The organism is Rhodopseudomonas sp. P1 (assembly GCF_039642825.1).
In the GTDB taxonomy this organism is placed as follows: Bacteria; Pseudomonadota; Alphaproteobacteria; order Rhizobiales; family Xanthobacteraceae; genus Rhodopseudomonas; species Rhodopseudomonas palustris_H.
This window is the reverse complement of record NZ_CP088006.1, coordinates 1,496,649-1,520,695: the sequence shown is the minus strand read 5'-3', so window position 1 is coordinate 1,520,695 and position 24,047 is coordinate 1,496,649. Positions and strand designations below refer to the sequence as shown.

Annotated in this window: 21 protein-coding genes; 14 read left to right on the top strand and 7 right to left on the bottom strand. The window is 64.5% G+C overall.

The annotated features are described in order from the left end of the window. The first annotated feature begins 317 nt into the window (after positions 1–317). From nifH to LRC39_RS07115, 7 genes are all read left to right on the top strand, one after another. On the top strand, positions 318–1,145 hold the full coding sequence (gene nifH, locus LRC39_RS07145; protein ID WP_107343474.1) for a nitrogenase iron protein: 828 nt from the start codon (positions 318–320) through the stop codon (positions 1,143–1,145). A gap of 48 nt (positions 1,146–1,193) precedes the next feature. Further along, positions 1,194–2,762: a nitrogenase iron-iron protein, alpha chain gene (gene anfD, locus LRC39_RS07140; RefSeq protein ID WP_346296784.1), complete on the top strand. Its 1,569-nt coding sequence runs from the start codon at positions 1,194–1,196 to the stop codon at positions 2,760–2,762. A 12-nt stretch (positions 2,763–2,774) separates the two neighbouring features. Next, on the top strand, positions 2,775–3,215 hold the full coding sequence (gene anfG, locus LRC39_RS07135; RefSeq protein ID WP_346296783.1) for a Fe-only nitrogenase subunit delta: 441 nt from the start codon (positions 2,775–2,777) through the stop codon (positions 3,213–3,215). Positions 3,216–3,227: 12 nt separating this feature from the next. Continuing rightward, positions 3,228–4,613 (top strand): Fe-only nitrogenase subunit beta, encoded by a 1,386-nt coding sequence (gene anfK / locus LRC39_RS07130; RefSeq protein WP_346296782.1) that lies wholly within the window; start codon positions 3,228–3,230, stop codon positions 4,611–4,613. An 82-nt stretch (positions 4,614–4,695) separates the two neighbouring features. Then, positions 4,696–5,388, top strand: a complete 693-nt coding sequence (anfO, locus tag LRC39_RS07125) for a Fe-only nitrogenase accessory protein AnfO (RefSeq protein ID WP_346296781.1) — start codon at positions 4,696–4,698, stop codon at positions 5,386–5,388. After that, positions 5,385–5,975 carry a gamma-glutamylcyclotransferase family protein gene (locus LRC39_RS07120; protein ID WP_346296780.1) on the top strand — a complete coding sequence of 197 codons (591 nt, stop codon included), beginning with the start codon at positions 5,385–5,387 and terminating at the stop codon, positions 5,973–5,975. The genes anfO and LRC39_RS07120 overlap by 4 nt, the downstream gene beginning before the upstream one ends. Positions 5,976–6,032: 57 nt before the next feature. After that, positions 6,033–6,563, top strand: a complete 531-nt coding sequence (locus tag LRC39_RS07115; RefSeq protein WP_346296779.1) for a pyridoxamine 5'-phosphate oxidase family protein — start codon at positions 6,033–6,035, stop codon at positions 6,561–6,563. A gap of 72 nt (positions 6,564–6,635) precedes the next feature. On the opposite strand, the gene LRC39_RS07110 is transcribed toward LRC39_RS07115, so the two are convergent. Next, positions 6,636–7,469, bottom strand: coding sequence for an NAD(+)--dinitrogen-reductase ADP-D-ribosyltransferase (locus tag LRC39_RS07110; protein ID WP_346296778.1), 834 nt, complete (start codon positions 7,467–7,469; stop codon positions 6,636–6,638). Positions 7,470–8,161: 692 nt separating this feature from the next. Here LRC39_RS07110 and LRC39_RS07105 point away from each other — a divergent pair. The 3 genes from LRC39_RS07105 to LRC39_RS07095 all read left to right on the top strand — a co-directional run bounded on the left by LRC39_RS07105 (position 8,162) and on the right by LRC39_RS07095 (position 10,822). Beyond that, positions 8,162–8,353 (top strand): hypothetical protein, encoded by a 192-nt coding sequence (locus LRC39_RS07105; RefSeq protein ID WP_012495068.1) that lies wholly within the window; start codon positions 8,162–8,164, stop codon positions 8,351–8,353. A 250-nt stretch (positions 8,354–8,603) separates the two neighbouring features. After that, positions 8,604–9,389 carry a MetQ/NlpA family ABC transporter substrate-binding protein gene (locus tag LRC39_RS07100; RefSeq protein WP_263990989.1) on the top strand — a complete coding sequence of 262 codons (786 nt, stop codon included), beginning with the start codon at positions 8,604–8,606 and terminating at the stop codon, positions 9,387–9,389. Positions 9,390–9,484: 95 nt separating this feature from the next. Next, a complete protein-coding gene (locus LRC39_RS07095; RefSeq protein ID WP_346296777.1) occupies positions 9,485–10,822 on the top strand; it encodes a phenylacetate--CoA ligase family protein in 1,338 nt (445 codons plus the stop codon). Positions 10,823–11,184: 362 nt separating this feature from the next. On the opposite strand, the gene LRC39_RS07090 is transcribed toward LRC39_RS07095, so the two are convergent. The 6 genes from LRC39_RS07090 to LRC39_RS07065 form a co-directional block, all read right to left on the bottom strand. After that, positions 11,185–11,958, bottom strand: a complete 774-nt coding sequence (locus tag LRC39_RS07090; RefSeq protein WP_107343466.1) for a MetQ/NlpA family ABC transporter substrate-binding protein — start codon at positions 11,956–11,958, stop codon at positions 11,185–11,187. Between the two features lie 29 nt (positions 11,959–11,987). Beyond that, complete coding sequence (locus LRC39_RS07085) at positions 11,988–12,656, bottom strand: methionine ABC transporter permease (protein ID WP_107343465.1); 669 nt, start codon at positions 12,654–12,656, stop codon at positions 11,988–11,990. Beyond that, positions 12,646–13,752: a methionine ABC transporter ATP-binding protein gene (locus tag LRC39_RS07080; protein WP_346296776.1), complete on the bottom strand. Its 1,107-nt coding sequence runs from the start codon at positions 13,750–13,752 to the stop codon at positions 12,646–12,648. Before LRC39_RS07080 ends, LRC39_RS07085 begins: the two co-directional genes overlap by 11 nt. 189 nt (positions 13,753–13,941) lie before the next feature. Beyond that, the gene (gene epsC, locus LRC39_RS07075) at positions 13,942–14,889 is read right to left on the bottom strand and encodes a serine O-acetyltransferase EpsC (RefSeq protein ID WP_346296775.1); all 948 of its coding nucleotides are present in this window, start codon (positions 14,887–14,889) and stop codon (positions 13,942–13,944) included. A 164-nt stretch (positions 14,890–15,053) separates the two neighbouring features. Next, positions 15,054–17,030, bottom strand: coding sequence for a family 2A encapsulin nanocompartment cargo protein cysteine desulfurase (locus tag LRC39_RS07070; protein ID WP_346296774.1), 1,977 nt, complete (start codon positions 17,028–17,030; stop codon positions 15,054–15,056). After that, the gene (locus tag LRC39_RS07065) at positions 17,017–17,961 is read right to left on the bottom strand and encodes a family 2A encapsulin nanocompartment shell protein (RefSeq protein WP_230762352.1); all 945 of its coding nucleotides are present in this window, start codon (positions 17,959–17,961) and stop codon (positions 17,017–17,019) included. The genes LRC39_RS07070 and LRC39_RS07065 overlap by 14 nt, the downstream gene beginning before the upstream one ends. A gap of 537 nt (positions 17,962–18,498) precedes the next feature. Between LRC39_RS07065 and LRC39_RS07060 the strand changes: the two genes are divergently transcribed. From LRC39_RS07060 to LRC39_RS07045, 4 genes are all read left to right on the top strand, one after another. After that, on the top strand, positions 18,499–18,897 hold the full coding sequence (locus tag LRC39_RS07060) for a hypothetical protein (RefSeq protein ID WP_346296773.1): 399 nt from the start codon (positions 18,499–18,501) through the stop codon (positions 18,895–18,897). A 96-nt stretch (positions 18,898–18,993) separates the two neighbouring features. Next, a complete protein-coding gene (locus tag LRC39_RS07055; protein WP_346296772.1) occupies positions 18,994–19,389 on the top strand; it encodes a FixH family protein in 396 nt (131 codons plus the stop codon). 87 nt (positions 19,390–19,476) lie between these two features. Continuing rightward, complete coding sequence (locus LRC39_RS07050; protein ID WP_346296771.1) at positions 19,477–20,868, top strand: efflux RND transporter periplasmic adaptor subunit; 1,392 nt, start codon at positions 19,477–19,479, stop codon at positions 20,866–20,868. Beyond that, on the top strand, positions 20,865–24,023 hold the full coding sequence (locus LRC39_RS07045) for an efflux RND transporter permease subunit (RefSeq protein WP_346296770.1): 3,159 nt from the start codon (positions 20,865–20,867) through the stop codon (positions 24,021–24,023). The genes LRC39_RS07050 and LRC39_RS07045 overlap by 4 nt, the downstream gene beginning before the upstream one ends. Positions 24,024–24,047: the final 24 nt, after the last annotated feature.

Here is a 24,047-nt window from a genome sequence, read left to right as displayed (position 1 = left end):
ATTTCCGCAGCGAGCCCGCGACGCGACCAGAGATCGATCCTTCTCGTCCACTCATCGGCCAGCCGCCGCCTTGCCTGAAGCGCCGGATTCTACGGAGCTTGCTTCGATCCATCATCGCGCCGCAACGTCACGTCATCGTCGACGCATGCGAACGCTTAGCATCCTTCTCTCTCAGATCTCACTCGCTTTTGCCACTTCGCGTACTCCCGATTCAGCACTGCGCAATGCGCACGCGTTGGCACGTCCGTTGCTCTTAAGGACGCCGAGGCGATGGATCACTCATCGTCCCGGTCAATTCATCGCAGGAGCTTCGGACCATGACCCGCAAGGTGGCGATCTACGGCAAGGGTGGCATCGGCAAATCGACGACCACTCAGAATACGGCGGCGGCGCTCGCTTACTATCACGATAAGAACATCTTCATTCACGGCTGCGACCCCAAGGCGGACTCGACCCGCCTGATCCTCGGCGGCAAGCCGCAGGACACCGTGATGGACACGCTGCGCACGCTCGGCGCCGAAAAAGTGACGCTGAACAACGTAGTAAAGAGCGGCTTCAAGGACATCCGCTGCGTCGAATCTGGCGGCCCCGAGCCGGGTGTCGGCTGCGCCGGCCGCGGCGTCATCACCGCGATCGATCTGATGGAAGCCAACAAGGCCTACACCGACGATCTCGACTTCATCTTCTTCGACGTGCTGGGCGACGTGGTGTGCGGCGGCTTCGCGATGCCGATCCGCGACGGCAAAGCGCAGGAAGTCTATGTCGTCGCCTCCGGCGAGATGATGGCGATCTATGCCGCCAACAACATCTGCAAGGGCCTCGTCAAATACGCCAAGCAGAGCGGCGTGCGTCTCGGCGGCATCATCTGCAACAGCCGTAAGGTCGACGGCGAGCGCGAGTTCCTCGAGGAATTCACCGCGGCGATCGGCACCAAGATGATCCACTTCGTGCCGCGCGACAACATCGTGCAGAAGGCCGAGTTCAACAAGAAGACCGTCACCGAGTTCGATCCCGCCGCCGATCAGGCGCTCGAATACAAGCAGCTCGGCGCCGCCATCATCGACAACAAGGACTTCGTGATCCCGAAGCCGCTGACGATGGATGAACTCGAAAAGATGGTCGTGAAATACGGCCTGATGGACTGACCTGCGCACCCGCGCCTGACGGCGTACTTCCCGCACGAGGACAACAAGATGCCATATCACGAGTTCGACTGTTCGAAATGTCTCCCCGAACGTCAGAAGCACGCCGTCACCAAGGGCGCGGGCGACAATCTGGCGACCGCACTGCCGCTCGGCTATCTCAACACCATCCCGGGATCGATCTCCGAGCGCGGCTGTGCCTATTGCGGCGCCAAGCATGTGATCGGCACGCCGATGAAGGACGTGATTCACATGAGTCACGGCCCCGTCGGCTGCACCTACGACACCTGGCAGACCAAGCGCTACATCTCCGACAACAACAACTTCCAGCTCAAATACACTTTCGCCACCGATGTCCGCGAAAAGCACATCGTGTTTGGTGCCGAGGGTCTGCTGAAGCAGAACATCATCGAGGCGTTCAAGGCCTGCCCCGACATCAAGCGGATGACGATCTACCAGACCTGCGCCACCGCGCTGATCGGCGACGACATCAACGCGGTCGCCGCCGAGGTGATGGAGGAGATGCCGGACGTCGACATCTTCACCTGCAACTCGCCCGGCTTCGGCGGTCCCAGCCAGTCCGGCGGCCACCACAAGATCAACATCGCCTGGATCAACGACAAGGTCGGCACCGTCGAGCCCGAGATCACCTCGGACTACGTCATCAACTATGTCGGCGAATACAACATCCAGGGCGACCAAGAGGTGATGCTCGACTATTTCACCCGGATGGGCATCCAGGTGTTGTCGACCTTCACCGGCAACAGCACCTATGACGGCCTGCGGGCGATGCACCGCGCCCATCTCAACGTGCTCGAATGCGCTCGCTCTGCCGAATACATCTGCAACGAGCTGCGCGTCCGCTACGGCATTCCGCGGCTCGACATCGACGGCTTCGGATTCGAGCCGCTGTCGCAGTCGCTGCGCAAGATCGGCATGTTCTTCGGCATCGAAGACCGCGCCGAAGCGATCATCGCCGAAGAGACCGCGCGCTGGAAGCCGGAACTCGACTGGTACAAGGAACGGCTGAAGGGCAAGAAGGTCTGCCTGTGGCCGGGCGGCTCCAAGCTGTGGCACTGGGCGCACGCCATCGAAGAGGAGATGGGCGTCAAGGTCGTCTCGGTCTACACCAAGTTCGGCCACCAGGGCGACATGGAGAAGGGCATCGCGCGCTGCGGCGAGGATGCTCTGGCGATCGACGATCCCAACGAACTCGAAGGCCTCGAGGCGTTGGAGAAGCTGCAGCCGGACATCATCTTCACAGGCAAGCGCCCCGGCGAAGTCGCCAAGAAGGTTCGCGTCCCCTACCTCAACGCCCACGCCTATCACAACGGCCCGTACAAGGGCTTCGAAGGCTGGGTGCGGTTCGCCCGCGACATCTACAACGGCATCTACTCGCCGATGCACCAACTCTCCGGGCTCGACATCAGCAAGGACGAGATCCCGACCGACCGCGGCTTCGTCACGCAGCGGATGCTATCGGACGCCAAGCTGCCGGAGGAGATCGCCAAGTCGGAGACGCTGCGGCGCTACACCGGCAAGGACGACATCATCTCCGATCTTCGCAAGAAGAACGCGCCCTACTTCACCCCGATCGTCAAAGCCGAAGCGGCCGAGTGAGACGAGAGCCCCATGACCAAGATCACCTACAAAGTCGCCTCGGAACATCCGTTCCCCGCCGACGCCGCCGCAGCGGCCGCCTCGCTCGCGGCCTATGAGGCGCTCGACGACGTTACCAAGGCCCGCGTCAACCAGATGGTCGACTGGATCATGAAGAACTGCCTCTGGCAGTTCCACTCGCGGGCCTGGGACCGCAAGCGGCAGAACGAGGGCATCCTCGGTATCGCCGCCAAGCTGCTCGCCGGTGAGCCGTTCACGCCGGAGACGCCGGAAGACCGCTGCTACTGGGTCGATTCGGTGACGCTGCAGCGCGCCTATCAGGCCACCTGTCCGTGGCTCGCCACGATGTCCAAGGACGACATCAAGGCGCTGATGAAAGAGCTGCACGCCCGCGTCGACTATCTCACCGTCACCGGCTCGCTCAACGAAGAGCTCACCGACCAGCACTACTGATTGGATCCCGCCATGAACTGTCAATTCAAGCCGAAGGACCGGATCGGCACCATTAATCCGATCTTCACCTGCCAGCCGGCCGGCGCGCAATACGCCTCGATCGGCATCAAGGACTGCATCGGCATCGTCCACGGCGGCCAGGGCTGCGTGATGTTCGTCCGCCTGCTGATCTCGCAGCACCTGAAGGAGAGCTTCGAAATCGCCTCCTCGTCGGTGCACGAGGATGGCGCGGTGTTCGGCGCGCTCGACCGCGTCGAAGAAGCGGTCGACGTGCTGCTGATGCGGTATCCCCATGTCAAGGTGGTGCCGATCATCACCACCTGCTCGACCGAGGTGATCGGCGACGACGTCGACGGCGTCGTCACCAAGCTGCAGGAAGAGCTGCTCGACGTGAAATATCCGGATCGCGAGGTCCATCTGATCCCGATCCACTGCCCGAGCTTCGTCGGCAGCATGGTGACGGGCTACGACGTCGCGGTGCGCGACTTCGTCAAGCACTTCTCCAAGAAGGACAAGCCGAGCCTGAAGATCAATCTGATCACCGGCTGGGTCAATCCGGGCGACGTCAAGGAGCTCAAGCATCTCTTGGCCGAGATGCAGGTCGAGGCCAACGTGCTGTTCGAGATCGAGAGCTTCGATAGTCCGCTGATGCCGGACAAGAGCGCGGTGTCGCACGGCTCGACCACGATTGCGGACCTGACCGCGACCGCGGATGCGCAAGGCACCATCGCGCTCAACCGCTACGAAGGTGGCCTCGCCGCCACTTGGCTGCAGACCCGCTGGGACGTGCCGGCGGTGATCGGCCCGACTCCGATCGGGATCCGCAACACCGACACCTTCCTGCGCAACGTCAAGGAGATGACCGGCAAGCCGATCCCGGAATCGCTGGTCAAGGAGCGCGGCATCGCGCTCGACGCCATCACCGACCTCGCCCACATGTTCCTGGCCGACAAGAAGGTGGCTATCTACGGCAATCCGGATCTGGTGCTCGGCCTCGCCGAATACTGCCTCGATCTGGAAATGAAGCCGGTGCTGCTGCTGCTCGGCGACGAGCACGCAGGCTACGCCACCGACCCGCGGATCGCGACGCTGAAGGACAACGTCGACTATCCGATGGAGATCATCACCAACGCCGACCTGTTCGAACTCGAAGACCGCATCAAGAACGGGCTCGAACTCGACCTGATCCTCGGCCACTCCAAGGGGCGGTTCGTCGCGATCGACTACAACATCCCGATGCTGCGGGTCGGCTTCCCGACCTATGACCGCGCCGGCCTGTATCGCTATCCCGTGGTCGGCTACGCCGGCGCAACCTGGCTCGCTGAACAGATGGCCAACACGCTGTTCAACGACATGGAGGTCAAGAAGAACCGCGAATGGATCCTGAACGTGTGGTGATCACGGTCATGATCTGGTCCGGCGACGGTTTGCCATGTCCGTCGCCGGACTCTTCTTTCTCCTGACGGCCGCGAGACAACCGATGAAGATCGCAGCTTACGTCAACGCCGAGGGCGAAGTCGCCAGGGTCTCGGACAAGGGCGTGATCTTGCTGTTCGAGCAGCAGGGCGAAGTCTGGAAGGTCCGCAAGACGATCCGCTTCGCGGTGCGGCCGGACGATGGGCTGGCCGAAATCCACGCATCACTCGCCGCGATGGTCCCCGAGCTGGAAGATTGCCGGCTGTTTCTCTCCAGGAGCGTGCGCGGCGTCGTCAATTCGCTGCTGCAGGAGATGGGCGTGCAGACCTGGCAGTCGCATGGCCCGCTGTTCACCCAGCTCGAGACCATCGCCCGCAAAGAGAACGAACGCGCACAGCAGAGTGTGAAGGCCGCCAGAGCCGAGCGTCGCTCGCGCCGACGGCGCCATCATCAGGACGGCGCAGGCAATGATCTCGACGACATCAAGCCGGTGCTGGTCGGCGATGACGACAGCGGTCACTTCCGGCTCGACCTGGTGCGGCTACTGCAGGACGATCCCGGGCTGAATTCCTGGGACATTCTGATCCCGTTCCTCACCGGCACGCCATTCCGTCAGCTCGATCTCGTCTGCGACCACATTCCGCGCTGGTTCTCCCGTGCCATGCGCGCGCTCAACATGGATGCCGAGATCATGGAGCTGCCAGGCCTCGGCGTCGCCGCCACAATCACCCCGAAACAACAGGCTGAGGCGACATGACCCCGACGATCACCACGCCGCTCCCGACCGCGCCGCGCGCAAAGTCCGCCCGCCGTCCGACCACGCTGCTGTTTGCCTATGGGGCGACGCTGAACCCCGAGCATATCATCCTGCGGCTGTGCCAACCGAAGATCCGCGCGATCGCCCGGCTGCCCGACTACCGGCTCGGCTTTCACGGCCATTCGGAAATCTGGGACAGCGGCCTCGAAACCCTGGTGGATGAACCCGACGCGGAGGTATGGGGCGTGCTCTACGAGCTATCGGCCACCGAGCTCGACCGCTTCGATGCCTGGCAGGGCGTCAAGCTCGACGGCGGCGGATCGTATTTCCACTACCCCGTCGAAGTGATCGATGAGCATGGCCAGGCGCTCGACGCGCTGTTTCACCGCAAGACCGAGATGGGGCCGCAGCAGCCCGCAAGCCGCGACTATCTCGACTTCATCCTCGCCGGCGCACGCGCCCGAGGCCTGCCGCCGCATGCAATCGCAGCGCTCGAAGCCTGCCCTGCGGTGCAGCCGCGCTATCCGGTGCCGAAGATGAACACCGACATCAAGGCTCTGGCCTCGAAGCTGTCCTGCGCCTGCTGACAATCCGATCCAGCGGTCCCGGCCAAGCCGGAGCACCGCACCATTAGGAGACTTGGAATGACCGACCCCGCCCCCGACCTGTTGTCCCGACCGATGCGGCGGCGGAGCCGCGAAATCACCGATCGCGCCGAGATCGACGCGATTCTGGCGAGCGACAAGGTGCTGCATCTGGCGCTGGCGCGCGACAACGTGCCGTTCCTGGTGCCGGTGTTTTACGGCTTCGACGGCAAGGCGCTGTATGTCCATTCCGCCAGCGCCGGCACCAAGATCGAGATCCTCAAGACCAACAACCGCGTCTGCTTCGAAGTGACGACCGAGAACGGCGTTGTGACGGCCGAGGCGGCCTGTGATTTCGAAGCCAAGCATCGCACCGTGATCGGATTCGGCCGCGCCAGCTTCGTCGACGACGTCGCCGAGAAGACCCGGGCGCTCGACCTGATTGTCAGCCGGTTCACCGACCGCAAGTTCGACTATCCGGCGGAAAAGCTCGGCATCACCAAGGTGATCCGGATCGACATCGACAGCATCAAGGGCAAGGCCTACGGCTTCGGCGAGCCCCGTCCCGAGCAGCCCGGCGAGACGGATTGATCACGTCCGCCTCCGCACGTCATTCCGGGGCGCGGCCGAGAGGCACCGGGACGATATCCTGGACAACGGCCCTCAAAACCACCCGTGATACGCGCGCACCTTGTAGTTGCCGCCGATCACCAGGAACTCGCCTTCATAGCCGAGCACCTGGCGCTGCAGCAGGCCGGGAAAGAACAGTAGCTTCACTGTCGGCACCTCGGTCTCCAGCACCCAATCACCGAACTCCTCGGCGCGTTCTTTGGAGTCGCTGAACGACACCAGATTGTTCAGCCGAACCGTGCATAGCCGCTGTCTTGCATCGCCCTCGACCAGCTGCTGCTCGACATCATTGGTGCCGCGCCACAGCCGCACGAAGCGCGGGCCCGGCGTCTTGAAGCGGCGGATGCTCCATTGGCAATATTCGTACAGCAAATCGAATTGCTGGAAGATGCAGTTGTTGTGAAAGCGGGCGTCGGTCTTTTCCTGCAAGTAAGTCGCCCACGCCGCCGACGGAAATAGCCCGAGCCGCTGCTTGTGGAAGATCGGCACCAGCCCGAACCGGCTCTCCACCCAGCCCTTCAGCACCGCCGCCTTCGGGCAATCGGACTCGACGCCCCAGCCGCGTAGCAGATCGAGATAGCTGGTCGGATGCCGCGCTGAGCCGGGCTGCTGCGCTCCCGGCGCGAGGCCGAACTCGAGCTCCATATAGTGCTCGAACACTTCGGCGGCCGTCGCCGGATACTCGCAGGCAGCCAGCAGCCGGAACAGCCCCGGATGGGTCTCCCGCGTGCCATGGATGGTGATCCGCCGCAGGCAGCGATTGAACGCCGTCGAGCCGATCAGCCCGACCGGCACGCCCACCATATTGGTGCAGTACCAGCGTTCGGGATCCTCGCTCACCGGAGGAGAAGGGATAGGTTCGTCCATGCGTGGCTGCGAGACCGGAGTGCCGACGCGGCATTTGATCGGGACATCAGTCCCTCATCAAGCCCACCTGTCGGAGGGGGCAGCGGCTCTGATCACGAGTGACTCGCAACTTATCCTGGATGACACCTCTTCAAGCGAGCCATCGTTTCCGTACCCGACAGAGAGTCGCGGACAGAGTGCCTGTTTCGAACCGGTTCGCGGGTGCGTGCGCCGCAGCAGAAAGTTCTCTTCATCCGATCGCGCAAACCGCGGCGTTTTCTCATTCGTGCGATCCCGCGCCAAATCGATCTTATTTTTCGGCGCACGTTGACTTCACACCGGCGTTTGGCAGAGTTGGCTCGTCCGATGTTCTTCGTGAACGCGGATCGCGGGATTTGACGGAGCAGCTTGCGCCGCGGGTTTAATCGCTAAAGCGCCACGACACGGCTCGTGGGCTCCTTTGTTGACGGAGATCGGCTCATGAACGCCAACATCTCGATCATTGCTGACTTATCTGCACCGCAATTCGGTACTCCGCTTGCGCTCATCACGGCTGTCTCGGCCTCGCGCGGCGCGATCTCGTCGGGCCACGCACTCTCACGCTCCGGCCTCTGTTGTAGCTGTCGAATGAATCTCGGCTGACGCCGACACCGTTTCGACACCACCGACATCATCAGAGATCAGAAGGCGCTGGCTTTGCCAGTGGGAGAGTCATGTCCGACGCTTACGTTATCGAAGTTCAAGCCCGCACCGCCGGCATCGTCGTCCGGGACGGACGCAAGTTCTGCTTCTTCGCCGCGCATCACGACTTCAACAGTCTGGAGCGCCGCTCGTTCGGTTCGCTGGTCGCCGCCCAGAAGGCCGCGACCCGCTGCTGGAAGGAGGGCCGTCCGCGGCTGCAATAGCCCGGAGCGGCAGCGTTTCTCACCCCTATCCAAACGGCTCGCCAAAGCCGCTTTCGCGACGTGATCGTCGCGGAGGCGCGGCTGGCACTATGAGCCGCACCCACGACACGAATCTTCTGCGGCAGCGCAGGATCGGGAAATGCCGATCTCGCTCCGCCGCGGATTTCGAAATGGCCGCCGGATCGGGCGGCCGATAGTTTCCCCGCAAACCACGACCACCGAGATGGTCACGTATCGAGGTTCAATTCCCATGGTTCGTAAACTCGTTTTCGCCGCGGCCGCTTTCGCCGCGCTCACCGCCGCGGCTCCGGCCTTCAGCACCGAGGTGGTCCGGATCGGCACCACCGCCGGTCCCTACGCCGAGATCCTGCGCTACGCCGGCGACCTCGCCGCCAAGCAGGGCATCGAGGTGAAGATCACCGAATTCACCGACTACACTGTGCCGAATGCGGCGCTGGCGCAGGATGATCTCGACATCAACAACTTCCAGCACCAGCCCTATCTCGACAACCAGGTGGCGCAGCGCGGCTACGACATCGTCTCGATCGCCAAGAGCATCATCGTGCCGATCGGGATCTATTCGAACAAGGTCAAGACGCTGACCGACATCAAGGACGGCGCCAGCGCCGCGATCCCGAACGATCCTTCCAACGGCGCTCGTGCGCTGCAGCTGTTCGAGAAAGCCGGGCTGATCAAGCTGAAGCCGGGCATCGGCATCAAGGCGACGATCGCCGACATCGCCGAGAACCCCAAGCATCTGAAGATCGTCGAACTCGACGCCGCACAGCTGCCGCGCTCGCTGAACGACCTCGACTTCTCGGCGGTCAATCTCAACTACGCGCTGAGCGCCGGCCTCGATCCGAAGAGCGCGCTGCTGCTCGAGGGCGCCGACACCAACTGGAACCTGGTGTTCGCGGTCCGCGCCAAGAACAAGGACAACGCCACGCTGAAGAAGTTCGTCGAGATCTATCGCTCGCCGGAGGTGAAGGCCTTCACCGAAAAGCGCTTCAACGGCACCATTCTCACCACCTGGTGAGACCGGCCGCCGCGACGACGATCCACGCCATTTCTGTCATCGACAACGCGACCGGCCGCCCTGCGGCCGGTCGTCGGCATTCAGGAACACTGCACATGACCACGACTTCCGACGAGCGGCCGTATTGGGACGCCAAGCTCGAAACCCAATCGCGCGCCGACTGGGACGCGCTGAAACTGTCGCTGCTGCAAAAGCACGTCGCCCATGCCTATGCGGGCTCGCCGGCCTATCGCGCCGCGTTCGACGCCGCGAAGGTTTCGCCCTGCCAGATCAAATCGCTCGACGACATCCGCCGTTTTCCGTTCATCGACAAGCGCACGCTGCGTGACCGCCAAATCGCAGTGCCGCCGTTCGGCGATCTCGTCGCAGTGCCGGAGCGCGACATCGTCTATATCTCCGCATCGTCCGGCTCGACCGGCGTGCCGACCGCCTCGCCGTTCACGCAGTCTGACTTCGACGGCTGGATCGACTATGAGGCACGGCAGTTCTGGTCGTCCGGAATGCGGCCAAGCGATCGCTACGTGCATTCGCTGAACTTCTCGCTGTTCATCGGCGGTCCGTGCGTGCTCGGTGCGCAGAAGCTCGGCGCGCTGACGATCCACGCCGGCACCATTCCGTCCGACCGGCTGCTGCAGATCCTTCGCCAGTTCCAGGCCACGGTGATCTGGACCACACCGTCTTACGCCTGGTACCTCGGCGAGACCGCGATCAAGGAAGGCTACGATCTCCGCAAGGATCTGGCCGTGCGCCGGATCTTCGTGGCTGGCGAGCCCGGCGGCTCGATCCCCGAGACCCGCAACCGCATCGAGCAACTATGGGGTGCGTCGGTGTACGACTATTACGGCCTGTCCGACATCTTCGGCTCCTGCGCCGGGATGTGCGAGCAGAAGGAAGGGCTGCACTGGGCCGAAGATCACATCCTGGTTGAAGTGATCGATCCCGACAGCGGCGAGCCGGTGAAGCCCGGCGACCGCGGCGAGATGGTGCTGACCACGCTGCAAAAGACCGCGCGGCCGATGATCCGTTTCCGCACCGGCGACATCGTCAGCTTCAATCCGGAGCCGTGCCGCTGCGGCCGCACCGCGATCCGACTCAACGGTGTCCACGGCCGACGCGACGACATGCTGATCATCAAGGGCGTCAACCTGTTCCCGAGCGACGTCGAAGCCGTAGCGCGGCAGGATCATGAGCTGACCGGCGAATATCGGTTGGTGGTCGACCGGATCGATCACCTCGATCGTCTCACCGTCGAGGTCGAGCACATCCACGGCTACAACGGCGAGACTCACACGCTCGCCGACCGGTTCGAACGCAAGCTCAAGGCCATCACCGGCGTCTCGGCCGCGGTCTCGGTGCTGAAGCCCGACACCCTGCCGCGCGCCACGCACAAGGCCAAGCGGGTCGAGGACCGGCGCAGCGGGGTGTGGAGCTGAGGAAGAGGACTGAGGACAGGCGGACGACTTAGGCCGGGCGGCGGAGCGTCAGCGTTCCGCCGCGCCTCTCCGCACCGTCATTGCGAGGGGCGAAGCCGACGAAGCAATCCAGCTCCGTACACGAGACTTTATGGATTGCTTCGCTGCGCTCGCAATGAGGGGGAGAGGACGTGATTAACCAGCGAAGCAGGCGCGCATGCCGACCCCTGCCGTCATCGCCCGCGAAAGCGGGCGACCCAGTATCCCAGAGAGTTGCTATTGCAGCACTTCGCATCAATCACTGAAGCACCTGAAATACTAGATCCCCCGCTTTCGCGGGGGATGTCGGTGGTCTCTGTGGTTTGCGCGCAATTCTATCCAACTCACCACGCCGGAATGTACGTGCCCTTGAAGCGGGTTTCGACGAACTGCTTGACCGGGTCGGAGTGATAGGCGTCGATCAGCTGCTTGACCCAGGGCTTGTCCTTATCCTCTTCGCGCACCGCGATGATATTGACCCAGGGGCCTTCGACGTTCTCACGGGCGAGCGCGTCCTTGGACGGATCGAGACCGGCCTGCACCGCGTAGTTGTTGTTGATCGAGACCAGATCGACGTCCTGCAACGAGCGCGGCAGCTGCGCGGCGTCGAGTTCGACGAATTTCAGCTTCTTCGGATTGTCGATGATGTCGGCGACGGTCGCGGTGGCGCCGACGCCCTCCTTCAGCTTGATCAAGCCATGCAGCGCCAGGATCTGCAGGCCGCGCGCACCGTTGGACGGATCGTTGGCGATCGCCACGGTTGCGCCCTGCTTGAGATCGGCGAGCGTCTTGACCTTGACCGAGTACACGCCCTGCGGCGACGCGATGGTGTTGGCGACCTTGACGATCTTCCAGCCGGTCTTGGCGACCTGCGCCTTCAGATAGGGCTCGTGCTGAAACGAATTGGCCTCGAGTTCCTTCTGCGCCAGCGCTTGGTTCGGCACCACGTAGTCGGTGAACTCGACAGGCTTGATGTCGAGGCCGCGCTCGGCGGCGACCTTCTTGACCACGTCGATGATCTCGGCATGCGGGCCGGCGGTGACGCCGACACGGATGGTTTCGGCATGGGCAGCGCCGGCGAAAGCCAGCGCGATCAGGGAGACGGCAAGACGGCGCATTCGAATACTCCTGGTCTGAACAGCGAAAATTAGTGACGGCGGATGCGGCGCTTATCGAGCTTGCGCGCCAGCGTGTCGCCAAGTGTCTGCACGCCCTGCACCAGCGCGATCAGCACCAGCACCACGGTCAGCATCACCTCCGGCATGAAGCGCTGATAGCCGTAGCGAATGCCGAGGTCGCCGAGGCCGCCACCGCCGACGGCACCGACCATCGCCGAATAGCCGAGCAGGCTGACGATGGTGAGCGTCAGCGCCATCGTCACCGCCGGCATCGCTTCGGGCAGCAGCACCTTGCGGACGATCTGCAGCGGGCTGGCGCCGAACGCACGCGCGGCTTCGATCAGGCCGTGATCGACCTCGCGGATCGCCGCTTCGATCACGCGAGCGATGAATGGAATCGCAGCGATCGTCAGCGGCACGGTCGCCGCCGCGGTGCCGATCGAGGTGCCGGCGATCAGCCGGGTCAGCGGCACGATCGCCACCACCAGGATGATGAACGGCGTCGAGCGCGTCGCGTTGACGACGACGCCGATCAGGCGATTGGCGATCGGCGCGGCAAACAGCTCGCCGGCCTGAGAGGTGGCGAGGAAGATACCGAGCGGCAGACCGATCAGCGTGCCAAACAGCCCCGCCAAGCCGACCATATAGAGGGTGTCGAGCGTCGACGACGCAATCATGCGAATGAGTTCAGGCGACATAGCCGAGCTGCTCCACCAGATTGTTGCCCGCCGACAGTTGCGCGATCACCTGGCGCAGCACGTCGGGACCAGCGTCGAGCGACACGATCAGCGTGCCGAACGGATGGCCGGCGATCATCTCGACCTGACCCGAGAGAATGTTGAGATTGACGCCGAGATCGCGCGACACCCGCGACAGCAGCGGCTGGTTGGCGTCGCTGCCCTTGAAGGTGATGCGTAGCACCGCCTGGCCGCCCGGCGGCTGCTGCGGCTGCAGCTTTTCCAAGAGCCAATCCGGCGCGCCGCTGCCGGTCACCGACGAGACGAACCGCCGCGTCACCTCATGGCGCGGGGTGGCGAACACGTCGAAGGTTGCGCCGTCCTCGACGATCCGGCCGCCTTCGATCACCGCGACGCGGTCGGCCAGCGCTTTCACCACCGCCATCTCGTGGGTGATGAACAGGATGGTAAGATGCAGATCGCGATTGATCTGCTTCAACAGCTCGAGGATCTGATCGGTGGTTTCCGGATCGAGCGCCGATGTGGCTTCGTCCGACAGAAGCACCGAGGGTTCGGTCGCGAGCGCGCGCGCAATGCCGACGCGCTGCTTCTGACCGCCGGACAGCTCCGCCGGAAAGCGGTCGCGCTTGTCGGCGAGCCCGACCATGTCCAAGAGCGGCAGCACGCGCTTTTCGATCTCGGCTTTGGGCGTGCCGGCGATCTCGAGCGGCAGTGCGACGTTGCCGAACGCGGTGCGCGACGACAGCAGGTTGAAATGCTGAAACACCATGCCGATCGAGCGCCGCGCGGTGCGCAGATCGCGTTCGGACAGCGCGGTGATTTCGACGCCGTTGACGACGACGCGACCGCTCGACGGCTTGTCGAGGCCGTTGATCAACCGGATCAGCGTCGACTTGCCGGCACCGCTCCGGCCGATCACGCCGAGGATCGAGCCTTTCGGCACGGTCAGGCTGATGTCGTCGAGGGCGACCACTTCGGCGCTGCTCTTCCGCGCCGGATACACCTTGCGGACACGGTCGATCAGGATACCGGTCGTCGGCTGCGACGATACAAAGGCGGGGCTCTCTCCCGCGGGCGGTTGCCAGGGAGCATTCATAATGGGCTCGTTCATCGATTCCAGGTGGCCGCCCGCGTGGCGGCGTTCCCTATCGACTACCGGCCGGCCTCCCGCATCGCAATGCCTGGAGAATAAAAACAACGCGTCGGTCGCGCTGACAGTAAATCGCGACCAAGATCTGACCAGAAAGCGCCAAACGAGAGAAAATTCTTTCGCAGGTGCGCAGCCTCAGATACCGCCACCGTCCTCAAAGGCGTCGTACCGCGCCTTGGCCTGGGTGATGACGCTGTTCGGCGGCACGTCGCGCGTCAGCCAGACGCCGCCGCCGATCGACGAGCCCTGCCCGATCGTCACCCGCCCGAGCACCGTGGCGCCGGCATAGATCACGACCTCGTCCTCGATGATTGGATGCCGGTCACCGCCCTTGACGATGCGGCCGTGCTCATCGGTCTCGAACCGCTTGGCCCCGAGCGTCACCGCCTGGTACAGCCGCACCCGCTTGCCGATCCGCGCGGTCTCGCCGATCACCACGCCGGTGCCGTGATCGATGAAGAAGCTCTCGCCGATGGTCGCGCCGGGATGGATGTCGATGCCGGTCTGCGCATGGGCGATCTCGGCGACGATCCGCGCCAGCATGGGCACGCCGAGCACGTAGAGCCGGTGCGCGATGCGATGCCGGATCATCGCGGCGACGCCCGGATAGCAGAACACCACTTCGTCGAGGCTCTTCGCTGCCGGATCGCCATCGAACGCGGCGCGGATATCGCTGTCGAGCAACGCACGGATGCGCGGCAGGTCGTGGGCGAAATCCGCCGCGATGGTCAGCGCCTGCTGTTCGATCTCGCCGGGCTTCGCGGTGCCGTCGAGATCGGCAAGGCGCAATTCGCGCCCGACCTCGCGGCGCAGCCGGCGCAGCGCCTGCTCGATGGTGTCGGCGACATAGATGTCGAGGCTGTCTTCAGACAGGCCAGCCGGCCCGAAGTGACGCGGATACAGCGCCGCCACCAAAGCATCGACGATACCGGCGACCGCTTCGCGCGACGGCAACTCCGGCAGCGACCGGCCGCGATAGCGCCGCCGCTGAGAGATGGCGCGGAGCCCTGCGAGTTCGGCGACGATCTCGCCGAGGTCCCATGCTGGCTCAGTGACGACACGGGGCTCGGCGGATTGCGACATGCAGGGTCAGCTCCGGTGAGTAGTTGTAACGTGCGTTTCAACCTGTCCACGCGTCATTGCGAGGAGCGAAGCGACGAGGCAATCCAGCTCCGTACAGGGCACTGGATTGCTTCGCTCCGCTCGCAATGACGAGCCTGATGAGTGCTTCGTTCGGTCAACGACCATCACGCTCGCACACCTCGTCCACTCTGCAATCGCCGCAATGCGTCGACCAGCGCGTCGATGTCGTCATGGGTGTTGTAAAGGGCGAGCGACGGCCGCACCGTGCTTTCCAGCCCGAACCGGCGCAGGATCGGCTGGGCGCAATGATGGCCGGCTCGAACTGCGATGCCTTCGCGGTCGAGCGCCTTACCGACATCCTCGCTTCGGCAACCGTCGAGCACGAACGACAGGATGCCGGCCTTCTCGCGCGCGGTGCCGATCAGCTTGAGGCCCGGCACCGTCAGCAGGTGCTCGGTGCCATAGGCGAGCAGTTCGTGCTCGTGCGCCGCAATGTTGGCCATGCCAATGCGGGTCAAGTAATCGATCGCTGCGCCGAGCCCGACCGCATCGGCGATATTGCCGGTGCCGGCTTCGAACCGATCCGGCGGCCCCTGGAAGATCGTCTTCTCGAACGTGACGTCAGCGATCATGTTGCCGCCGCCCTGCCACGGCGGCATCGCTTCGAGGACATCGGCCTTGCCGTACAGCACGCCGATGCCGGTCGGCGCGAACATCTTGTGACCGGAGAAGGCGTAGAAATCGACATCCAGCGCCTGGACGTCGACCGGCATATGGCAGACGCCTTGGGCGCCGTCGACCAACACCTTGGCTCCGTATCGGTGCGCCAGCGCGGTCATCTCCGCGACCGGGGTGACCGTGCCGAGCGCGTTGGAGACTTGCGTGAACGCGACGATCTTGGTCTTCGGCCCGAGCAGCTTTTCGTATTCGTCGAGCAGGATCTCGCCGTGATCGTCGACCGGCGCAACGCGCAAGCGAGCGCCCTTCTCGGCGGCGAGCTGCTGCCACGGCACGATGTTGGCGTGGTGCTCGAGATGCGACACCACGATCTCGTCGCCTTCGCCGACATTGCGGCGGCCCCAGGCCTGCGCCACGAGGTTGATCGCCTCGGTGGCGCCGCGCACGAACACGATATCCTTCACCGAGGGCGCGTTGATGAAGCCGCGCACCTTGTCGCGGGCCGCCTCATAGGCATCGGTCGACCGTGCCGCCAGCGTGTGGGCGGCACGATGGATGTTGGAGTTCTCGTGCGTGTAGAAATGCACCAGCCGATCGATCACGCATTGTGGCTTCTGCGTCGTGGCGCCGTTGTCGAGCCACACCAGCGGCCGACCATTGACGGTCTCGCGCAGGATCGGGAAATCACGCTTGAAGACGTTGGCGTCGAACGGCCGTGCACCGGACAGATCGAGCACATGAACGTCGGGGCGATGCTGCGGCGCCAGCCCGGTGAGGTCGAAGGTCTCGACACGGGGCGGCGCGGCTGATGCCGGCGTCGCATGGGCCAGGGCCGGATAGTCGGCGAGAAAGTACAACGGCGCTGCCGTCGCCGCGGCGTCGGCACCGAATGGCCCCGCGCTCGGCAATGCAGTGCGCGGCACGAAGCTGCGGGATTCGTCCAGCCGGCCGGGCAGCGCAGCCAGATCAGTGTCGCGCGCGAACACCGGCTGTACCGCCGGTGCAGACGGAGGCGGCGGCGCCACCGGCGGAGCCGCGAGCGGCACCTTCAGCTCCTGCGGCAACGAGCCAACCGCCGTGGTCGGCTCCGGCGCCAGATTAGGATCGAGCGCGAAGATCGGTGCCGACGGCCGCGCCGCGCCCACGGTGGGGATCGGCGAGGCCGCGCCGGGATTGTGGTTCGGCTTATAGGAGGGCGATAGCGCCGGCGTGCCTGGAATCGCATTGTGCAGCGGCTCGGCGGCAAACAGTGGCGCCGAGCCGAGCGCCGCACCGGGCTCCGGCACCGCCCCGGTCGGCAAAGCTGAGAAAAACGCGTTGGCCAGCCGCGCGATCGAGGCGACATCCGGTGCACCGACCGCTGCGGCGGACGCCTGCTCCAGCGACGCCGGATGCGGCAGCGCTCCGCCTTGCGGCAGAGCCGCAGAGCCCGGATGCGGCATAGTCGGCTCAGGTGTACTCATGATACGTACCGACCTCGACGTCATCGAGCACACCGAGCGCGTCCTCGGTCAGCACCGCCAGCGAGCAGTACAGCGAGATCAGATACGAGGCGATCGCCTTGCGGTTGATGCCCATGAACCGCACCGACAGGCTCGGCGCCACTTCGCCGGGCACGCCGGGCTGGAACAGGCCAACCACGCCCTGCTTCTTCTCGCCGGTGCGCAGCAGCAGGATCTTGGTGCGGCCAGCTTCGTCGAACGGCACCTTGTCGGACGGCACCAGCGGCAGCCCGCGCCAGGTGAGGAACGGCGAGCCGAACATGTTGATGGTCGGCGGCGGCACGCCGCGGCGGGTGCACTCGCGCCCGAACGCAGCGATCGCGCGCGGATGCGCCAGGAAGAACGCCGGCTCCTTCCAGACCTTGGTGATCAGTTCGTCGAGATCGTCCGGGGTCGGCGGGCCCTTCCGGGTCGAAATCCGCTGCGACGGCGCGGTGTTGGCGAGCAGGCCATACTCGGCGTTGTTGATCAGTTCGCCTTCCTGGCGCTCCTTGACCTTCTCGATCAGCAGCCGGAGTTGCTCCTGGATCTGATCGAACGGATGGCTGTAGAGGTCGGACACGCGGGTCTGGACGTCGAGCACGGTCGTCACCGCGTTGAGAAAGTACTCGCGCGGATGCTCCTCGTAGTCGACGAAGGTCTCCGGCAGATCCGGATCGCGGTCGCGCCGCGGGCTGCATTCAACATCGAACGAGGCAGATGCGGTCGCGCCGCGCGTTTCCTTGACGCGATTGAGACGGAAGATGCCAGCCTCGACCGGAGTCCATTGCAATAGCGGCACCAGCCAGCGCGGTGAGATGCCGCCCCATTGCGCGCGGGTCTTGGTCGCGTTGGCGAGTTGGCGCGCAGCACCTTCAGCGAGCGTCCTGCGGACTTCGGTATCTTCAGTCATGAATCACTACCCTCGGCGCCGCGGCACCCAAGTGCCGGCGCGTCGCTCAAATGGACCACCTTCGCGGAATAGGAGAAGATTTGAGTTGTGTCCATGTCAGCGATCTGTCGCCAACCACACAACTAATAGAATAGATTTCTACTAACAGATGCACTCAACTCATTGCTGTCGATTCAGCCCTGGCGATTAGCAGTGAATTTTCTTGAAGGCGGCTGCCGAAGAATGAGTTCCTTCCCGCCACGAGAATAATTCTTTAGATGGATGTGGAATTGTGGCCCGGCGGCCACTGCAGGGCCGGCAGCAGGCGACGGACAGGTGTCACCGCACCAGGAAGGCCTCGATGCGGCGCCCGGCGCGCGCCCAGCCCCGTGGCCGAAACGGCACCCTTGCGCCTGGATACCCTATAGGGGTATACTGATCAAAATCGAGACCGTCGCACCTTCCATAAGCGTCGGTCTTGAAATTGACGCGTGACAAGTCTTACCTCTGACGTCGTGCTATCGGAGGACCGATAGCCCTTGGCGAGCTGAAAGCGGGATGCGACTGCTCCGGACAATCTTGGCGCTGATGATGGCGTTGTCGCTGGCAGCTTTGCCGGTCGGCTCGGCGTCGGCCGTCATGCTGCCTACCGGACCGGTGGAAGCCGCGCAGCACGTCCAGCACCACGAGCATCACGCTGGCACCCAGCCCGCCGCCGCCGTCGAATCTTGCCACGGCGCCACCGCCGATGCAGCGCCAGTAACGCCCTCCCTGCCGAAACATCCGGCCAAGTGCCCGCTCGGGTTCTGCTGCGTCGGCGCCTCGGTCGGCTTCTCGCCGGTGGCTACGGTGCCGGTGAAGTTCATCGCCCAACGCGCCGGCACGGTGTTCCCCCCGGCCGACCTGTTCGTGCCGGACCACGCCGGCAGCCCGCCGTTCCGGCCTCCTCGCGTCTGATCTCTCGCTGACCGCCGCGCGAGCTTTTCGCCCGCGCCGATAAATGCTGCGTGCCGTTCGCCCGCAGCACGAGATCAGACGCGTTTGGAGATCATAATGACTGCGAAATTCAGCACCGCAGCGGCCTGCGCCGCCGCGCTCACCCTGTTTGCGACCGCCACAATGGCCGGCGCGGGTGACTACGCCTTCGAGCCCAAGACCCCCGAGATGAAGAAGGGCGACGACGTCACCGTCGCGATCCGCCTCACCCACAAGACCACCGGCAAGCCGGTGGAAGGCGCGGTGATCTTCAAGACCCGCGTCGACATGGCGCCGGACAACATGGCCGACATGGTGTCGCCGGTGACGGCGCTGCCGTCGCCGGAGCCCGGCGTCTACGCCTTCAAGACCGACCTGCCGATGGCCGGCCGCTACCAGATCACGCTGTCGGCGAAGGTCCAGGGCGAGCCTGAGACCGTCACCGGCAAGGTGATCGTCAAGGCGTTCAAATAGGCCAGCGCGGCGCCGCAGCCGCGGCGCCGCCGTCCTTCACATCTCCCGAATTCGGATGCGCCCTCGCGGCGCGCGACGGTGCACGTCATGACCAAGCTGCGACCCTCACTGCTGTTTCTGATTGGACTCTGTCTCGCGTCGCCTGCCGCGGCTGACGAGCGATCGCCGCTGTACTACCGCGATTCATCCGGCGCGCCGCGCTGGTCGGCGGTGCCGAAGGCCGATGCGCAAGGCCGCGCTTATCTGCCGGTGTATGAGGCCGACGAGCCCTCTGCGCAGCCGGCGCCGAAGCCCGCGGCCGATCCCACCCGCAAGATCCTGTACTACCGCAATCCGATGGGGCTGCCCGACATCTCGAAGGTGCCGAAGAAGGACTCGATGGGGATGGACTACGTCCCCGTCTATGAGGGCGAAGACAGTGCGGATGGCACGGTGAAGCTGTCGCCCGGCAAGATCCAGCGCAGCGGCGTCAAATCCGAGTCCGCCGAACGCCGCGCCCTGCATGTGATGGTGAAGGCGCCGGGCGTGATCCAGCTCGACGAGCGCCGCGTCTCGGTGATCGCGATGCGCAGCGAGAGCTTCGTCGAGAAGATCGCCGACGTCACCACCGGCAGCTTCGTCAAGGCCGGGCAGCCGCTGATGCAGATCTACAGCTCGGCAATCGCGTCGGCTGCAGCCGAATATCTGTCGACCATCAACTCGAAGACCACCAGCACGATCGAAGCGTTCGGCCGCGGCTCGCGGCAGCGGCTGGTTAATCTCGACGTGCCCGACGAGACCATCGCCGAATTGGAACGGACGCGGACCGCGCCGGTGACGGTGCAATGGCGCGCGCCGCGCGACGGCATCGTGCTGGAGCGCAATGCAATCGACGGTATGCGCGCCAATGTCGGCGATGTGCTGTTTCGGATCGCTGACATCTCGACGGTGTGGGCGCTGGTCGACGTCGCTGAACGCGATCTCGGCTCTCTCGCTGTCGGCCAGAAGGTAACGATCCGGGCGCGCGCCTTCCCGGATCGCGCGCTGTCCGGAACGATTGCGGTGATCTATCCGCAAGTCAATCGCGACACCCGCACCACGCGACTGCGCGTCGAGCTGGCAAACCCGGACCTGAAGCTGCTGCCGGACATGTATGTCGATGCCGAGATTGACATCGCCGGCAATGCACCGGCGCTGACGATCCCCACTTCCGCCGTGCTTGATAATGGCAGCCGCCGCATCGTGCTGGTGGACAAGGGCGACGGCCGGTTCGAGCCGCGGACGGTGACGCTCGGACGCCGCGGCGACGGCGTCGTCGAGGTCAAACACGGCATCGACGAAGGCGAGGCAGTGGTCACCTCCGCCAACTTCCTGATCGACTCCGAGAGCAATCTGAAGGCCGCGCTAAAGGGCTTTGCCGACGGAGCGAACGCCCCCACCAACGAGCCGCAGGCGTCGTCTCACAATCACGCACACGACCACGCCGGAGCCCAGCCATGATTGCCCGGATCATCGCCTGGTCGGCACGCAACCTGTTGCTGGTGCTGTTCGGCACCGGCTTCGCAGCGGCTGCGGGCCTCTACGCCCTGCTGCATCTGCCGCTCGACGCCATTCCGGATCTCTCCGACACCCAGGTCGTCGTCTACACCGAATATCCCGGGCAGGCGCCGCAGGTAATCGAGGATCAGGTCACCTATCCGCTGACCACCGCGATGCTGACGGTGCCGAAGTCGAAGGTGGTGCGCGGCTTCTCGTTCTTCGGCGTGTCGTTCGTCTATGTAATCTTCGAGGACGGCACCGACATCTACTGGGCGCGGTCGCGGGTGCTGGAATTCCTCAACGGCGCCGCGTCACGCCTGCCGGCAGGCGTCGCGCCGAGCATCGGCCCGGACGCCACCGGCGTCGGCTGGGTCTATCAGTACGCGGTGATGTCGAAACAGCTGAACCTTGCAGACACCCGCACCATCCAGGACTGGAATTTGCGGTTTGCGCTGGCCAAGGCCGAAGGCGTTGCCGAGGTCGCGAGCATCGGTGGCTTCGTCAAGCAGTACAATGTGGTGCTAGATCCGCAGCGGATGCGTGACCGCGGCATCACCATGGCGCGGATGCGCGAGGCGATCCGCGCCTCGAATGCCGATGTCGGTGGCCGCACCGTCGAACTGTCGGAGTTCGAATACGTCATCCGCGGCAAGGGCTACATCAAGGACATCAACGACCTCGGCAACATCGTGCTGAAGGCCAGCGGCGGCACACCGGTGCTGCTGAAGGATGTGGCGCGTGTCGAGCTCGGCCCCGATGAGCGCCGCGGCATCGCCGAGCTCAACGGCGAAGGCGAAGTCGCGAGCGGCATCGTGCTGCAGCGCTTCGGCGTCAACGCGCTCGATGTGATCGAGCACGTCAAGAAACGCTTCCAGGAGATCGCCAGCAGCCTGCCGAAATCGGTCGAGATCGTGCCGGTGTATGACCGTTCGACGCTGATCTACAGCGCCATCGATACGCTGAAGCACACGCTGCTCGAAGAGAGCCTGGTGGTCGCCGCGGTGTGCATCATCTTCCTCCTGCACGTCCGCAGCGCGCTGGTGGCGATCCTGATGCTGCCGATCGGCGTGCTGATGGCCTTCGCCGCAATGAAGCTGCTCGGCCTCGGCTCCAACATCATGAGCCTCGGCGGCATCGCGATCGCCATCGGCGCCATGGTCGACGCCGCGATCGTGATGATCGAGAACGCCCATAAGCACCTGGAGCGCGCCGAGCCGGGCAAATCACGCGTCGCGATCCTGATCGAGGCCGCCTCCGAGGTCGGACCGGCGCTGTTCTTCAGCCTCTTGATCATCACCGTGTCGTTCCTGCCGATCTTCACGTTGGAATCGCAGGAGGGCCGGCTGTTCGGACCGCTCGCCTTCACCAAGACGTTCGCGATGGCGGCAGCGGCGCTGCTGTCGGTGACGCTGGTGCCGGCCCTGATGGTGATCTTCGTCCGCGGCAAGATCGTCCCTGAGCATCGCAACATCATCAACCGGGCGCTGATCTGGATCTATCGTCCGGTGATCCGCGGCGTGCTGCGCGCCAAGACGCTGGTGATGGTGCTGGCGCTGGTGGTGCTCGGCGTCTCGATTTGGCCGGCGCGCCAACTCGGCACCGAGTTCATGCCCGCGCTCGACGAAGGCACGCTGCTCTACATGCCGACCACCCTGCCCGGCCTGTCGATCACCAAGGCGGCCGAGCTGCTGCAGATGCAGGATCGCATCATCCGCGGCTTCCCCGAGGTCGCCTCGGTGTACGGCAAGGCCGGCCGCGCTTCGACTGCGACCGATCCGGCGCCGACCGAAATGTTCGAGACGGTGATCAACCTCAAGCCGAAAGCAGAATGGCGACCGGGTCTGACCACCGACGGGCTGATTGCCGAGATGGACAAGGCGCTGCAATTCCCCGGCGTCTCCAATGCCTGGACAATGCCGATCAAGGCGCGGATCGACATGCTGTCGACTGGCATCCGCACGCCGGTGGGCGTCAAAGTGATCGGTACCGATCTGGTCGAGATCGACCGCCTCGCCAAACAGGTCGAGCACGCGCTGAAGACCGTCCCCGGCACCTCCTCGGCCTATGCCGAACGCGCCATCGGCGGCTATTACCTGGAGATCGTTCCGGATCGAACGGCTCTCGCACGCTACGGCCTCGCGATCCAGGACGTGCAGGACACCATTGCCACTGCGCTCGGCGGCCAAACCGTGACCACGACGGTGGAAGGCCGGCAGCGCTTCACCGTCAACATGCGCTATCCACGCGAGCTGCGCGACGATCCGCAAGGAATTGCCCGCGACGTGCTGGTGCCGCTACCGGCCGGCGGCGCCGTGCCGCTCGGCGAGGTGGCGACGGTGCAGCCGGCGCGCGGCCCAACCTCGATCCGCACCGAGAACGGCCAGCTCGCGACCTACATCTATGTCGACATCCGCGACCGCGATCTCGGCGGCTACGTCGCCGACGCCAAGCAGGCGGTGCAGGCCGGCGTCAGCTTCCCGCCCGGCACCTATGTGACCTGGAGCGGGCAGTACGAATATCTCGAACGCGCCACCGCACGGCTGAAGATCGTGGTGCCGCTCACGCTCGCGATCATCTTCCTGCTGCTGTACCTCAACTTCCGATCGCTGACCGAAACGCTGATCGTGATGCTGTCACTGCCGTTCGCGCTGGTCGGCGGGCTGTGGCTGATGTGGGCGCTCGGCTTCAATCTGTCGGTCGCAGTCGCGGTCGGCTTCATCGCGCTGGCCGGCGTCGCAGCCGAGACCGGTGTGGTGATGCTGATCTATCTCGACCACGCCCTGGCCGCCGCCAAAGCGCGATGCGCCGCAGAAGGCAAGCGGTTGACGCCGCGCGATCTGCAGGACGCGATCATGGAGGGCGCGGTCGAGCGCGTCCGGCCGAAGATGATGACGGTGGTGGCAATCATGGCCGGCCTGCTGCCGATCCTGTGGAGCAGCGGCACAGGGTCCGAGATCATGCAGCGGATCGCCGTGCCGATGATCGGCGGCATGGTGTCGTCGACACTGCTGACGCTGATCGTGATCCCCGCGATCTACGGCCTGATCGAAGGCTTCAAGCTGACGCGCGCGGCTCGCCGCCGCGATGCGGGGGCAGCACTGGCGCCGGGAGCGTAGTCGCTCCCGGCCGTTGATGGCTGG